We start from the raw sequence: 14,305 nt of genomic DNA, 5'->3' as shown, positions 1-14,305 counted from the left end.
GAAAACTTCCCAGCCTCCTCAGCGCGTCAGCGCATCGAGAATGCGCGCCCAGGAGCGCTGGCCCTTGTGGAAGGAGGTCAGCTCGTATTTCTCGTTGGGCGAGTGGATGCGGTCGTCGTCGAGGCCGAACCCGACCAGCAGCGATTCCATGCCGAGATAGGTCTGGAAGTCGCCGACCACCGGTATCGAGCCGCCGCTGCCCGTCGTCACCGCTGGCTTCGGCCATTCATCCGACAGCGCAGTCTTGGCCTTGGCCAGGAATGGCGAGTCGTAGGAAAGCTGAATTGCCGGCCCGCCGCCATGCGGGTGGAATTCGACCGAACAGTCCCCGGGAATGCGCGCCTTGACGAATTTCCGGAAAGCGGCGCGGATCTTCTCGGGGTCCTGCTTGTGGACGAGGCGGAAGGAGATTTTGGACGACGCTTCCGCCGCGATCACCGTCTTGAACCCCTTGCCGGTATAGCCGCCGATGATGCCGTTGAACTCGGCCGTCGGCCGCGCCCAGGTCAGTTCCATCACCGAGCGGCCTTTTTCGCCCGACGGGATCGAGAGGCCGATCGGTCCGAGGAAGGTTTCGGCGGTCTCGCCCAGAGTTTCCCATGATTTCAGGATCTGCGACGGCGTTTCCTCGACCCCGTCATAGAAGCCGGGAATGGTGATGTGGCCGTTCTCGTCATGGATGTCGGCGAGGATTTTCGCCAGGATGCGGATCGGGTTGGCGGCGGCGCCGCCATAGAGGCCCGAATGCAGGTCGCGATCGGCAGCCTTGACCGTGACCTCCTCGCCGACCATTCCGCGCAGCGAAACGCAGATCGACGGCGTTTCGCGGTCCCACATGCCGGTGTCGCAGACCAGAGCGAAATCGGCCTTGAGTTCCTCGGCATTGGCCTCGAGGAACGGCTTGAGCGACGGCGAACCGGACTCCTCCTCGCCCTCGAACAGGATGGTGATGTGGCAGGGCAGATTGCCATGCACCTGCTTCCAGGCGCGGCAGGCCTCGACGAAGGTCATCAGCTGCCCCTTGTCGTCGGCCGAGCCACGGCCGGTGATTACCTTGTGACCGGGCTCGATCTCATTGACCGCCGGCGCAAACGGGTCGTTCTCCCAAAGCTCGATCGGATCGACCGGCTGCACGTCGTAATGGCCGTAAAACAGCACATGCGGCGAACCGGCGGGGCCTTCATGCTGCGCAACCACCATCGGGTGTCCCGGCGTGTCGCGCATCGAAGCGTCGAAGCCGATCAGCTTGAGGTCCGCCACCAGCCATTCGGCGGCCTTGCGGCAGTCGGCAGCATAGTCGGAATCGGTCGAGATCGACTTGATGCGGAGCAGGCCGAACAGGCGCTCCAGGCTCTGGTCGAGATTTTTGTCGAGACGGTCGAGGACGGGGGTGATTGTGGACATGTCTTGCGGGCCTTTCTTTTCGGTGGCCGAACCGTAAAGGCAGCGCATCAAAACGAAAAGCCCGCGATCGTTGGACCACGGACCGTAAACACTTGTCAGAAGGCAAAAAAGAACCGCCGTGGTGGAGGGGAACCACGGCGGTCTTTTACTCGAAACGATGCGGCAGCCCGGAGAGGGGGGATAGGCTGCCGCAATTGTCCGGGATAGGCGGGGGACGGGCCTTGCTCCGGACTCGGCGAAAACTGCCGATGACCTTTATTTGTGTCTCGGATCGTGGCGTTTCAAGGGCACAAAAATTACACTTTTGTAACATAGCCGTGAGCGCCGAGGCAAACAGCAGCAGGACCTATCGGCAGGCAGGCTCTGTCAGCATGTCGCCGCAACACCTGTTGGAAGCCCGCCTTTGCCATGGACCGCGCCGTCCTGCCGCGCTATCCCTGCCGGCATGAAAAAAGGCGACCATCTCTTCCTTATCGACGGCTCCGGCTACATCTTTCGCGCCTATCATGCGCTGCCGCCGCTGACCCGCAAATCCGATGGGCTGCCGGTCGGCGCGGTCTCCGGCTTCTGCAACATGTTGTGGAAGCTGATGCAGGACGCCCGCAACACCGATGTAGGCATCGTGCCGACGCATTTAGCGGTCATTTTCGATTATTCGTCGAAAACCTTCCGCAATGATCTTTACCCGGAATACAAGGCCAACCGCAACGCACCGCCCGAAGACCTGATCCCGCAATTCGGTCTGATCCGCCAGGCAACCGTGGCCTTCAACCTGCCTTGCATCGAGATCGAAGGCTACGAGGCCGACGACCTCATCGCCACTTATGCCAGGCTGGCGTGCGAGGCCGGCGGCGACACCACTATCATCTCTTCCGACAAGGATCTGATGCAGCTGGTCGGACCCACGGTCGGCATGTACGACCCGATGAAGGACCGCCAGATCGGCATCCCCGAAGTCATCGAGAAATGGGGCGTGCCGCCGGAAAAGATGATAGACCTGCAGGCGCTGACCGGCGACTCCGTCGACAATGTGCCGGGCGTACCCGGCATCGGGCCGAAAACGGCGGCGCAGCTTCTGGAACAGTTCGGCGACCTTGACGGGCTGCTCGCCCGGGCCAGCGAGATCAAGCAGGACAAGAGGCGCGAATCCATCATCGCCAATGCCGACAAGGCGCGCATATCGCGCCAGCTGGTGACGCTGAAGAACGACGTGCCGGTGACCGACGGGCTCGACGATTTCGTGCTGCATGCGCCGGATGGGCCGAAGCTGATCGGCTTTCTCAAAACCATGGAATTCACCTCGCTGACCCGGCGCGTTGCTGAAGCGACCAGCACCGAAGCCGGCGATGTGCAGGCTGTCGCCGTCACCGTCGAGCGCGCCGACACCGCGCACGGCCCCGATGTCGGTTCCGGCATAGCGGCGCCTGCGGCAACACAGGATGAAGCCAAAACCGAAACCGCCAGGGCCGGCGACGCCCCTTCGCTGCTTGCCGCACTTCGCCTGGAAACGGCCGCTGCGGCCAAAATCGATCCCGCCGCCTATGTCGCCATCCGCGACACGGCGACGCTCAAGACCTGGCTGGCCCAAGCCAAGGAGACCGGGATCGTCGCCTTCGACACCGAAACCACGTCTTCCGATCCGATGCTGGCCGACCTCATCGGTTTCTCCCTGGCGATCGGCCCCGGCCGCGCCGCCTATGTGCCGCTCGCCCACAAGAGCGGCGCCGGCGACCTGCTCGGCGGCGGCACGCTGGAGAACCAGATTCCGGTCCGCGAGGCGCTGGCGCTGCTGAAGCCGCTGCTGGAAGACAAATCGGTGCTCAAGATCGCCCAGGACGCCAAATACGACATCGTCGTCATGAGCCGCCACGGCATCGATATCGCACCCTTCGACGACACGATGTTGATTTCCTATGTGCTCGACGCCGGCACCGGCCACCACACTTTGTCCTCGCTTGCCGACAAATGGCTCGGCCATGCCACGACGCCGCTCAAGGATCTCGCGGGCTCCGGCAGAAGCTCGGTCGGCTTCGACCAGGTCGACATCGACCGGGCGACCACCTACGCCGCCGGCCATGCCGACGTGACGCTGCGGCTGTGGCAGGTGCTGAAGCCGCGGCTTGCCGCCAAGGGCCTCGTCTCGGTCTATGAGCGGCTGGAGCGGCCGCTGGTGCCGGTGTTGGCCCGGATGGAACAGCGTGGCATCTCGGTCGACCGCCAGATCCTGTCGCGGCTCTCCGGCGAGCTGGCACAAGGTGCCGCACGGCTGGAAGAGGAAATCTACGGCCTTGTCGGCGAGCGCATCAACATCGGGTCGCCAAAGCAACTCGGCGACATCCTGTTCGGCCGCATGGGCCTGCCCGGCGGCTCCAAGACCAAGACCGGGCAATGGTCGACTTCCGCGCAGCTTCTGGAAGACCTCGCCGCCGAAGGCCACGAACTGCCGCGCAAGATCGTCGACTGGCGTCAGCTGACCAAGCTGAAATCGACCTACACCGACGCGCTGCCCGGCTTCATCCATCCCGACACCAGGCGCGTGCACACATCGTATGCGCTGGCCGCAACGACGACGGGCCGGCTGTCCTCCTCCGATCCCAATCTGCAGAACATCCCGGTGCGCACCGCGGAGGGACGCAAGATCAGGACGGCCTTCATCGCCGACAAGGGCCAGAAACTGGTCTCGGCCGACTACAGCCAGATCGAACTGCGCGTGCTTGCCCACGTCGCCGAGATCCCGCAGTTGAAGCAGGCCTTCGCCGATGGCGCCGACATCCACGCCATCACCGCCTCGGAAATGTTCAACGTGCCGGTCGAAGGCATGCCTTCCGAAGTGCGCCGCCGCGCCAAGGCAATCAATTTCGGCATCATCTACGGCATCTCGGCCTTTGGGCTGGCCAACCAGCTGTCGATCCCGCGCGAGGAGGCCGGCGCCTACATCAAGAAATACTTCGAGCGTTTCCCCGGCATCCGCGACTATATCGAGGCAACAAAAGCCTATGCCCGCGAGCATGGCTTCGTCGAAACCATCTTCGGCCGCCGCATCCACTATCCTGAGATCCGGTCGTCAAACCCGTCGATCCGTGCCTTCAACGAGCGCGCCTCGATCAACGCCAGGCTGCAAGGCACCGCTGCCGACATTATCCGCCGCGCCATGGTGCATATGGACGAGGCGCTGGAAAAGGCCGGCCTGTCCGCCCGCATGCTCTTGCAGGTGCATGACGAATTGATCTTCGAGACGGTTGAAGCGGAAGTCGAGGCGACGATCCCCGTGGTGCGCAGGGTGATGGAGAACGCGCCGATGCCGGCCATCTCGATGTCGGTGCCGCTGCATGTCGATGCCCGCGCAGCGAACAACTGGGACGAGGCGCATTGAAGGTGCGATGATTGTCTTTGTCACCGGAGACCTGCTGGCCGCCCAGGAAAGCTATATCGCTCAAGGCGTGGCAGAGGGCAATCAAGAGGGCCTTGGCACCGGACTTGCGCTGAAGATTTCGAAAAAGTGGCCGAATGTGCAGGCTGCGTTCAAGAAATATGCTCGGACCGGCAGGTTTATTGGGGGTCATATCTGGACATTGGAGCCAGACGGCAATCAGCCGGGCTTCATTTATCTGGCAACCCAGCCAGATATGTATCGCGCTACGCTTCCCTATTTACGGAAAGCAGTTCGCGGGCTTGTGAAATGGGCCGACAAAAACCGGGTAGAATCCATCGCCTTGCCAAAAATCGGGTCTGGCCTTGGCAAATTATCTTGGCTCGACGAGGTGAAACCCCTGCTTATGGAGCAGCTAACATCTGGGCCTACGCGGTACGTCGTCTATGAGAGATTCTTGAACGAATTCGAGAATAGCGCACCGCCTCGGCTCAAGTAGGAAGCAAGCTAAGCCGCCTCAGCCAGGCACTTGGCACACGTCCCTCGAAACTCGATCACCGCCTTCTTCGCAGCAAACCCGGTCGAGCGCACCCATTCGTCCAGCCGATGGTCGACGTCATGGTCGGACATCTCCATCACCTGCCCGCATGTGTCGCAGATAGCGAAGGCTGTCATCGAATGCGTATGGTCGTGCGGTTCGGCGCAGGCGACGAAGGAGTTGAGGCTTTCCAGCCGGTGCACGAAGCCTGACTTCACCAGGCTGTCGAGCGCCCTATAGACCTGCAGCGGCGCGCGGAACCCGCGCTCGCGCAGCTGGTCGAGAAGCGTATAGGCGCTGAGCGGTCCGCTGGCGGCCTCGAGCTTCTCGAGCACGCTCAGCTGATTCTTCGTCAGCACATCCCTTGCCGCCATGATCCCGTTTTCCGATCGTTTAGAGCATGATGCCGAAAAGTGTGAAGCGGTTCTCGGACGACATGATGTTCTATCTGTTTGATCCAGCGCCGCTCGCAAATCATTTCTGCCATGCGACGGTCTCAATTCCCTTGAGATAGCGACGAAGCAGGCTTTTTGCCACTGTTTCCGTTATCGCCATCGACACCATGACCACCACCGCCGATTGACGGCACCGACCACATTCAAAATCCTGACAAAATTCGCGACGAAAGGTGCCGCACTTGCAAATTCGATCGGGCTTGGGGAAGCAATTATGATCAAACTGACACGACGGACGCTGCTCGTCGGCACGTCGGCGCTTGTGGCTGCCGGTACGGTTTCGTTCCGCGCTCTCGCCGCCTCGCGCACCTATCACGCGCTGCTGGTTGCCTGCACCGACTATCCGAACCTGCCGCAGAAGAACTGGCTGATCGGGCCGAAGAACGATGCCGGCCTGGTGCGCGACTATCTCCTGAAGAACACGCCCGATCCGGTGAAGTTCTCGGCCGAGAATGTGATCCTGCTCGCCAAGGACGTCGAAGGCGCCAACGGCCCGCCGACGCATGCGGCGATCAAGGCCGCCCTTGCCGACCTCGCCGGCAAGGTGCAACGCGACGATTTCGTCTATCTGCATCTGTCGGGCCACGGCGCCCAGCAGCCGCAAGCCAAGGCCGGTGACGAGACCGACGGCCTCGACGAGATTTTCCTGCCGTCCGATATCGACAAATGGATCAACCGCGAAGAGGGCGTGCCGAACGCGCTGGTCGACAACGAGGTCGGCGCCGCACTCGACGCCATCCGCGACAAGGGCGCCTTTGTCTGGGTGGTGTTCGACTGCTGCCATTCCGGCACCGCGACGCGCGCCGCGGAAGTCGATGACGAACTGGAGCGCAAGGTCGAGTTCGCCGACCTCGTCGGCGGCGACGACGCGGCGAGAGCAGCCGCGGTGAAGGCCTATGACGACATCTCGGCAAGCGCATCGCGCGGTTTCGACGAGAATGGCGGCCGCAAGCCGGCCTTCAACCTGACGCCGACCGGCGCAGAGCCGATCGCCAGGGGCAAGCTGGTCGCCTTCTATGCCGCGCAGACGGTCGAGACGACGCCGGAAATGCCGCTGCCCAAGGGCACGCCCGACGCGCCGCGCTTCGGCCTGTTCACCTTCACCATCCTGTCGAAATTGGCCGAGAACCCCAACGTCACCTATCGCCAGCTCGGCCAGGCCGTGCTGCAGCAATATTCGGCCGACGGCCGCACAAGGCCGACGCCCCTGTTCGAGGGCGAACTGGACGCCCGCGTGTTCGGCACCGACAAGACCGACGCCGTCATGCAATGGCCGATTGCCGTCAAGGACGGCGATGTCGCGATCGGCGCCGGGCTGCTGCAGGGTCTGACCCCCGGCAGCAAGCTCGCCATTTTGCCTTCGGCGCTGTCGAAGCTCTCCGACTCCGTCGGCTATCTCGAAGTGAAATCGGCAAAAAACCTCGACAGCCAGCTCGCACCGGTCGAATTCGACGGCAAGCCGGCGCTTGCGCCGACGGCGGTGCCCGCCGGCGCCTATGCGCGCGTTGCCGAACTCGCGGTCGACTACAAGCTGCTGGTGGCAAAGCCGGCGCCGACCGCAGGGCTCGAAAAGGAAACCGAGCTGGTCAATTCGGTTCTGGACGAATTGGTGGCGAAGCCGAAGTCCGGCTTCCACATCGCGCTGGTCGAGCCCGGCAAGAGCGCCGATCTGCGGCTTGCGGTGCTGCGCGAAAAATCCATGGACGGCGCTGCCGCCAACGCCAGCGACGAACCGGCGCTGTGGTTCCTGCCGGCGTCCGGCGACATCAGCCTGAAGGACGGCAGCAAGCCGCCACGCATCGTCATCCATCAGGATGGCCGCGACAAGCTTGCGGAAAACACCGCCAAGAACCTGACCACGATCTTCCGCGCCACCGGCCTGTCGCGGCTCGCCGCGGCGTCCGACTACCGGCCGGACGAGGTCAGCGTCCAGTTCCTGATCAAGCGCCAGGACAGCGATGTGCTGGAGCCGATCGAATCCTCGACGGTGCCGCGCGTTTCGCCGGGCGATCAGGTACACATTGCGGCCAAGAACGGGTCCGACGAGTTCGTCGACATCAACGTGCTCTACATCGGCAGCGACTATTCGATCACCCATATCGTCGCAGAGCGGCTGGCGCCGATCAACCAGCAGGCCGATCAGGGCCTGAAGGAAGGGCTGCTCGCCTTCACCGACACCAGCTTCGGCATGGAGCGCATGATTGCCGTGCTGACCGAGGCGCCGCCGCAGAGCGAGAAAGAGGATCTGAGCTTTCTTGCCCAGGAAGGCGTGCGCGCCGTGACGCGTGCCGCATCGGGAACGCCTGGTTTTTCCGACATGCTGGCCGACATCGGCATGGCGCCGGCGACGCGCTCGGTGATGCGGCTTGCCGACAAGAGCGGTCCCAAAGGCGCGGTGATGATCTTCCCGATGGAGACGGTGCCCCGCGCCTGACCGGACATCGCTTCGCCGGCTCTTGCCGGCGTGATATATGAACATTCCCGGCTCGCGACACTTCTATGCGCTGCGGCTGGATGCAACAGATGAGGACATCAGTGACTATCCCCGTGCTCTCCTGGCGTGCAGCGACGGTCGGCCTTGCCGGCAGCCTGTTGCTGGTTGCCAGCGCCTCGGCGGACGAGAATTGCGGCCTGTGCGCCAAGCAGATCGTCACCAATTCCGAGCTCGCCACCTGCTTTCTCGACCAGTACGACCAGATCGCCAAGACCGGCAACACGGCCGTTGTCGTCGATCTCTCCAGCTGCGCCTCGCGCGGCGTGGTCGAGCCCTTGCCGTCACCCAGCAAGGCGGCTGCCGAACCGGACGTGCAGTTCATGATTTCGCGCACGCAGCTCGATTGCCTGAAAAAGAAGCTAGAGACACCCGGCATCGTGCTCGATCCCACCGCAATTATCCAACTGGACAGCTGCGGATGAAAAAGCCGGGGGGCACTGCAACGCAGAAATCGCCGGCCACATCGGCGCCTCCGCCGGCCAAGAAGCCGGCGACCTTGCCCGAAACCACCGAAGGCTTTCCGTGGCCGAGCAGTCACGAGATCAAGAAGGAAGCCAACCCCTTCACCGACCGCGACTGGCGCATGCTGATCTACGCCTGGTCGGGTCTCGCCGTGCGCCTGGCGATCATCTTCACCCTGGCCTTCTCGGTCTTCCAGTTTCTCGCAAACCAGGAACAGAAGCGCGTCGAGCAGACGATGTCGCTGGTCGAGCTTTGGGAAAGCAAGGATTTTCAGCAGGCGCAGCGCGCGCTCAAGGAGCGCCTCTCGTCGCTCAACGCCAAATACGACAATCTGCTCAGCGCCACGCCGTCGCCGACCGAGGAACAGGTCTTCCGGCAACGCATTGGCATTGAGGCGATGACTGCCGGCGGCGGCACCATGCCGATCTCCGATTTCAACGATAATTTTGATCGCATCGTCTATTTCCTCAATCGTCTCTCCATCTGCGTTGAGGGCAAGCTCTGTTCGCGCGATGTCGCCGATGCCTATTTCCGCGACTATGCGGTGTCGTTCTGGAGCTATTTTGCCGGCTACATCGAAAAAGAACGCAAGGCCGGTTCCGCCAATTATGCCCAGGCGATCGAGAATTATGTGCGTCACGGGTCGCCGCCGCCCGCCGACTCCAAATAGCGGCGCAACAAGGTGCCGGGCAGCTCCCATCCCTTGCGTGCTATCCGGTGGCTAATCCTGGTCGGTCTTCTGGCGTTAACGTCAACCGCCGGTGCCGAGGACCTCGATTTCCGTCTCGATCTCAACACCGGCGGCCACAGCGCCAGGGTCACCGATCTTGCCTTCACGCCGGACGGCGAGGGACTGGTCTCCGCATCTGACGACAAGACCATCCGCATCTGGGACTGGCAGAGCGGGGTGACGCTCCGCACCATTCGCGGCTATCTTGGCAATGGCAATGACGGCAAGGTCTTTGCGATTGCCGTGTCGCCGGATGGCAAGACGATCGCCGCCGGCGGTTATTTCGGCGCCGGCATCGGCGACAAGCCCCCTTATGGCGATATCAGGCTGTTCGATTTCGCCACCGGCAAGATCAAAACCGTGCTCAAGGCCGCCGACTATGCCATCTATGATGTCGCCTTTTCACCCGACGGAAACACGCTCGCCGCCGGCGGTGGCGATGGTTTCGTCTACCTCTGGCGGGCGGACGACAAATCCGCGTCGGGCTGGACGCTGGCGGAAAAATTCGATGCCGATTCCTGGCGTGTGGAAAAGCTCGCCTTCGCCGCTGCGGGAACCCGGCTGGCAGCGACGACCACCGACAATGGCATAAGGCTCTGGGACGTCGCCAAGTCAGAGGAAATCGCTTTGCCCGCCGAGGCCGAACCGCTGCGCGATGTCGGCGTCGCCGCACTCGCCGTGTCATTGGATGGCAGCCTGTTCGCCACCGGCAGCAAGGACGGCGACGTCCAGCTCTGGCAGGCCAGCACCGGCAAATTCGTCCGCGCCATGCCGAAGCAGGATTTCCAGATCGGCGCTCTGAGCTTCGCCACGGGTTCGCGGCTTGTCGCGGCCTGCAGCTACCACTGCGCCGACAAGCATCGCTCGGTGGTCTGGAATACCGACAGCGGCGAGCAACTGCTCGACTATAACGGCCATGACGGCACGGTCTTTGCTGGCGCCGGCAATGCCGACGGCTCGCTGGTGGCGACAGCCGGCGGCACCCGCAACGCCATCCAGGTCTGGAACCCCATGACCGGCGAGCGCAAGGCGCTGCTGCAAGGGGTCGGCGAACCGGTGACGGCGATCGGGATCGATGCGGCGAGCAGCTCCATCGCTTGGGGCAACACCAACCCCTGCCCTGAACGCGTGTCCTGTCCCGAGCTGCAGGGCACGCTGGACAAGGTGCTGGCACTACCGACGGCCAAGCGGTTCTTCGAGGACCCGGTGGCGTTGGCGGAACAGGGCGCCTATGCCCGCGCGGCACTCGCAGAGGGTGAGTGGTCGCTCCGTGCTGCCCCCGGCGGCAAGGACGGCCTGGAGAATGCCGTGCTCGAAATCGCGAGCGGCGGAAAGGTGATGCACAGCATCGAGAATGCCGCCACCAATGGCTTCGTCCATTCGGCTTACACGCTGATCGGCAATGGGCTTGGCCTGATCACCGGCGGCAGCGACGGCACGCTGTTGGAATACAAAACCGCGACCGCCGAGCTATCGGGTGAATTCACCGGCCACACCGGCGAGATCAACGCCATGGTTGCCGCCGAGAAGGAAGGGCTGTTGGTCACCGGCAGCGCCGACCAGACCGTGCGGCTGTGGAATTTGAAGACACACAAACTGATAGTGTCGATGTTCTTCGCCGGCTCCGAATGGATCGCCTGGATGCCGCAGGGCTACTATTATTCCTCCGCCGACGGCGACAAGTTGATAGGCTGGCACGTCAATCAGGGTCGCGACCACGAAGGGCGTTTCATCAGCGCCGGCCAGCTGAAAAAATATCTCTGGAGCCCGGAAATGGTGCGCCGGGCCATCATCCTGCGCAGCGCCGAACAGGCGGTTCAGGAAATGCGCCCCGGCGTCGACCGCGAGCTGGAAAAGCTGCTCGAGCGCAAATCGCCGGAATTCGGCATCAAGCTTGCCGCCGACCAGAGCAACGTCCGCGAGGGCTATGTCGCCGTCGAGATTTCGGGCGTGCAGGAAGCCGGCGCCGATGTCGCCGGATTTTCGATCCTGTCGAACAGCCGCAATGTCGGCGATGTCACCGCACGCTCGGCCGATGGCGGCAAGAGCATCATCGTCGAAGTGCCGGTCGAGAATGGCGAAAATACCATTCGCATCACCGGCACCAACGAGTTCGGCTATCTGACCGAGCGCAGTGTCACAGCACTTGGCAGGAAAACCGAAAGGCCCGCCAACAAGGGCAAGCTCTACGTCGCCGTGATCGGCGTCGACAAATATCCCTTCCTCACCGATGCATGCGCCGGCCACGCCTGCGATCTGCGCTATCCCGTCGACGACGCTACCGAATTCCTCAAGGTGATCTCGCAGAAATCCGCGCCCTTGTTCTCGGCGATGGAGACGCTGGTTCTGGTCAACCGCGAAGCGCTGGATGAGGCGCCCGATGCCGGCAAGGACGTGTTCAAGGTCGCCAGCGCCGACAGCATCCTGGAGCCGGATTCCGACACGATCGACGACCAGCTCGCCGATTTCCTCGACAGACCCGGCGAGAACGACACCACCATCATTTTCGTCGCCGGTCACGGCATCAACATCGACGACGACTATTATTTCATCCCCACGGACGGCCGCAAACAGGATCCCGACCGCTGGAAGCGCTCCTCGCTGGTCGACTGGGGCGACATCCAGAAATCGGTTGAGCGGGCCAAGGGCATGCGCTTCATGCTGCTCGACACCTGCCACGCCGCCAACGCCTTCAACCCGCGCCTGGAAAAAGACGCGCAGGACGCACGCATCGTCGTCTTCTCGGCCACCGCTGCCAACAACACCGCCGCCGAACTGCCCGAGCTCGGCCATGGCGTCTTCACCTATTCGATCCTCGAAGGCCTGCGCGGCCGGGCCAAGACCTCCGACGGCGGCGTGACGCTGTTCGGCCTCGCCGACTATATCTCGCGCGAAGTGCTGCGGCTGACCGCGTCCAAGCAGAAGCCGTTCTACTATGTCGGCGGCGTGGAGAACATTGTGCTGGCTGAGCCGTGAGAGGTCGGCACCCAGGCACCCACCTCTGGCCTGCCGGCCATCTCCCCCGCAAGGGGGGAGATCAGTCTCTTCATTGCTGGAGATCTATTTTCAAGGTTGATGATTGGCGAAAGTCGAGGCGACATCCAATCTCCCCCCTTGCGGGAGAGATGTCCGGCAGGACAGCGGGGGGTGCCTGGGCACGGACCAGCATTCTGGTCTTTGCCACCGCCTTGCTTATCCTCTCAGTGCTTCAAGCGTCTGCCGCCCCCATCACCTGCCCGCCCGGCGACACAAACTTCCCGTCCTTCTACTCCGACCCCACACTCTTCACCGACGCCATCGCCGCCGTCGCCAGAATCGAGCCGTCCAACCAACGCCTCACCGGCATCACAGTCCCCCACCACCTGCTCGTCGCAGATCTCGTCGCACTCGGTTTCCACGCCGCGTCCGGCTTCCGCTACAAGCGCATCGTCATCCTGTCGCCGGACCATTTCCACGAGACGCAGAAACTGTTCGCCACGACGCCGCGCGGTTTTGAAACAGTGCTCGGTCCAGTCCAGGCCGACACGGAAGCCGTGCACCTTCTGGAAGCGAACAGCGACATGGTCGAAGACTCCTGCCTGTTCGCCAGGGAGCATGGCGTGCAGGCGATGCTGCCTTTCCTGCATCACTATTTCCCCGAAGCTGAAATCGTGCCGGTCGCGATGTCGGTCAAAGCCAAGCGAGCCGACTGGGACCGGCTGGCGCAGGCGCTGAAAGCGATCGTCGACAAGGACACGCTGATCGTCGAATCCACCGATTTCTCCCACTATCTGCCGCAGCACGAAGCCAGGCGTTTCGACCAGCAGACGCTGAACATGCTCGCCGCCGGTTCGCTCGACGGCATCGCGGCGCTGCGCCAGCCGGATCACGCCGATTCGGTCGGTGCGCTCTATATCCAGACCAGGCTGCAGCGCGAACTGTTCGGTGCTGCGCCGCTGGTCGTCGCCAACGAGAACTCGCAGGCGCATTCAAGCGACTATGTCGAGCGCACCACCAGCTATGTCGTGGCGCTGTTCGGCGCCTTCGGCCCCGGCTTCAACAATCCTGCCCGTCCCGACGACAAGCTCTACTATTTCGCGGGCGACGTGAATTTCGGCCGCGCCATGAAGAAGATCCTGGTCCGCGACGGTGTTGCCGAGAAGATCGTCGAAAGCGTGCTGGCCCTGACCCGCTCGCGGCCGCTGATCGTCAATCTCGAAGGCGTGATCCTGCCCAACGTCCCTGAAGCGATCGACGACATGACGCTGGCCATGCCCGCAGACCTCGCCATCGACATGCTCAAGAAATTGCATGTCGCCGCTGTCAGCCTCGCCAACAATCACGCCTACGACCTCGGCCCGTCAGGCTATGCCGAGACGCTGGCCGCACTCGATGGGGCCGGCATCGCCCATTTCGGGCAGGGCGAGACGCTGGCGCTTGCCGATCTCGACCTGGTCGGGCTGACCGACATCGATACCAACGGCTCCAGGAACACCGACCTTCTGACGCCTGCTTTGCTCGACCGGCTGCTGCACGACAATGCCGAGCGGCCGGTGATTGCCTTCGTCCATTGGGGCCGCGAGTACAAGACGGAGCCGTCGCCGCGCGAGGAGATGCTTGCCGACCAGATGCGGCTGCGCGGTGTCACGGCAATCGTCGGCGGTCATCCACATGTATCGAGCGAGGCGATCCTGCCGCTCGGCGGCGGCGATGTTGCGGAGATCTATTCGCTCGGCAATTTCCTGTTCGACCAGAAAGCCGAACGATCGTCCGGGTCGATGCTGGAACTCAGGGTGTTCAGCCAGGGCACGATCTTTGCCCGGCTGATCCCGCTGCCCAATTTTTTCGAGATGGGCTCGAAATGACGCGATTC

General features: G+C 62.9%; 9 protein-coding genes. 7 read left to right on the top strand and 2 right to left on the bottom strand.

All coding sequences use genetic code 11. The features are described 5' to 3' along the window. Nucleotides 1–18: 18 nt before the first annotated feature. On the bottom strand, nucleotides 19–1,404 hold the full coding sequence (locus ACYG9R_RS15630) for a M20/M25/M40 family metallo-hydrolase (protein WP_023824634.1): 1,386 nt from the start codon (nucleotides 1,402–1,404) through the stop codon (nucleotides 19–21). Nucleotides 1,405–1,849: 445 nt separating this feature from the next. Between ACYG9R_RS15630 and polA the strand changes: the two genes are divergently transcribed. Then, complete coding sequence (gene polA, locus ACYG9R_RS15625; RefSeq protein ID WP_023820514.1) at nucleotides 1,850–4,777, top strand: DNA polymerase I; 2,928 nt, start codon at nucleotides 1,850–1,852, stop codon at nucleotides 4,775–4,777. 7 nt (nucleotides 4,778–4,784) lie between these two features. After that, a complete protein-coding gene (locus tag ACYG9R_RS15620) occupies nucleotides 4,785–5,273 on the top strand; it encodes a macro domain-containing protein (protein ID WP_023824635.1) in 489 nt (162 codons plus the stop codon). 8 nt (nucleotides 5,274–5,281) lie between these two features. Here the strand turns inward: ACYG9R_RS15620 and ACYG9R_RS15615 are convergent, their stop codons facing one another. Next, on the bottom strand, nucleotides 5,282–5,686 hold the full coding sequence (locus ACYG9R_RS15615; RefSeq protein ID WP_023669789.1) for a Fur family transcriptional regulator: 405 nt from the start codon (nucleotides 5,684–5,686) through the stop codon (nucleotides 5,282–5,284). 295 nt (nucleotides 5,687–5,981) lie between these two features. Here ACYG9R_RS15615 and ACYG9R_RS15610 point away from each other — a divergent pair, with 295 nt between their 5' ends. The 5 genes from ACYG9R_RS15610 to amrB all read left to right on the top strand — a co-directional run bounded on the left by ACYG9R_RS15610 (nucleotide 5,982) and on the right by amrB (nucleotide 14,297). Beyond that, a complete protein-coding gene (locus ACYG9R_RS15610; protein ID WP_023744078.1) occupies nucleotides 5,982–8,201 on the top strand; it encodes a caspase family protein in 2,220 nt (739 codons plus the stop codon). Between the two features lie 89 nt (nucleotides 8,202–8,290). Next, the gene (locus tag ACYG9R_RS15605; protein ID WP_027049727.1) at nucleotides 8,291–8,683 is read left to right on the top strand and encodes a hypothetical protein; all 393 of its coding nucleotides are present in this window, start codon (nucleotides 8,291–8,293) and stop codon (nucleotides 8,681–8,683) included. Further along, nucleotides 8,680–9,393, top strand: coding sequence for a DUF4760 domain-containing protein (locus ACYG9R_RS15600; RefSeq protein WP_023824636.1), 714 nt, complete (start codon nucleotides 8,680–8,682; stop codon nucleotides 9,391–9,393). Before ACYG9R_RS15605 ends, ACYG9R_RS15600 begins: the two co-directional genes overlap by 4 nt. 33 nt (nucleotides 9,394–9,426) lie before the next feature. Further along, a complete protein-coding gene (locus ACYG9R_RS15595; protein ID WP_023824637.1) occupies nucleotides 9,427–12,429 on the top strand; it encodes a caspase family protein in 3,003 nt (1,000 codons plus the stop codon). A 149-nt stretch (nucleotides 12,430–12,578) separates the two neighbouring features. Beyond that, nucleotides 12,579–14,297: an AmmeMemoRadiSam system protein B gene (amrB, locus tag ACYG9R_RS15590; protein WP_023824638.1), complete on the top strand. Its 1,719-nt coding sequence runs from the start codon at nucleotides 12,579–12,581 to the stop codon at nucleotides 14,295–14,297. Nucleotides 14,298–14,305 lie beyond the last annotated feature (8 nt).

It is taken from the genome of Mesorhizobium sp. RSR565B, from assembly GCF_054719465.1.
This window is presented reverse-complemented; position numbering and strand designations above follow the sequence as displayed.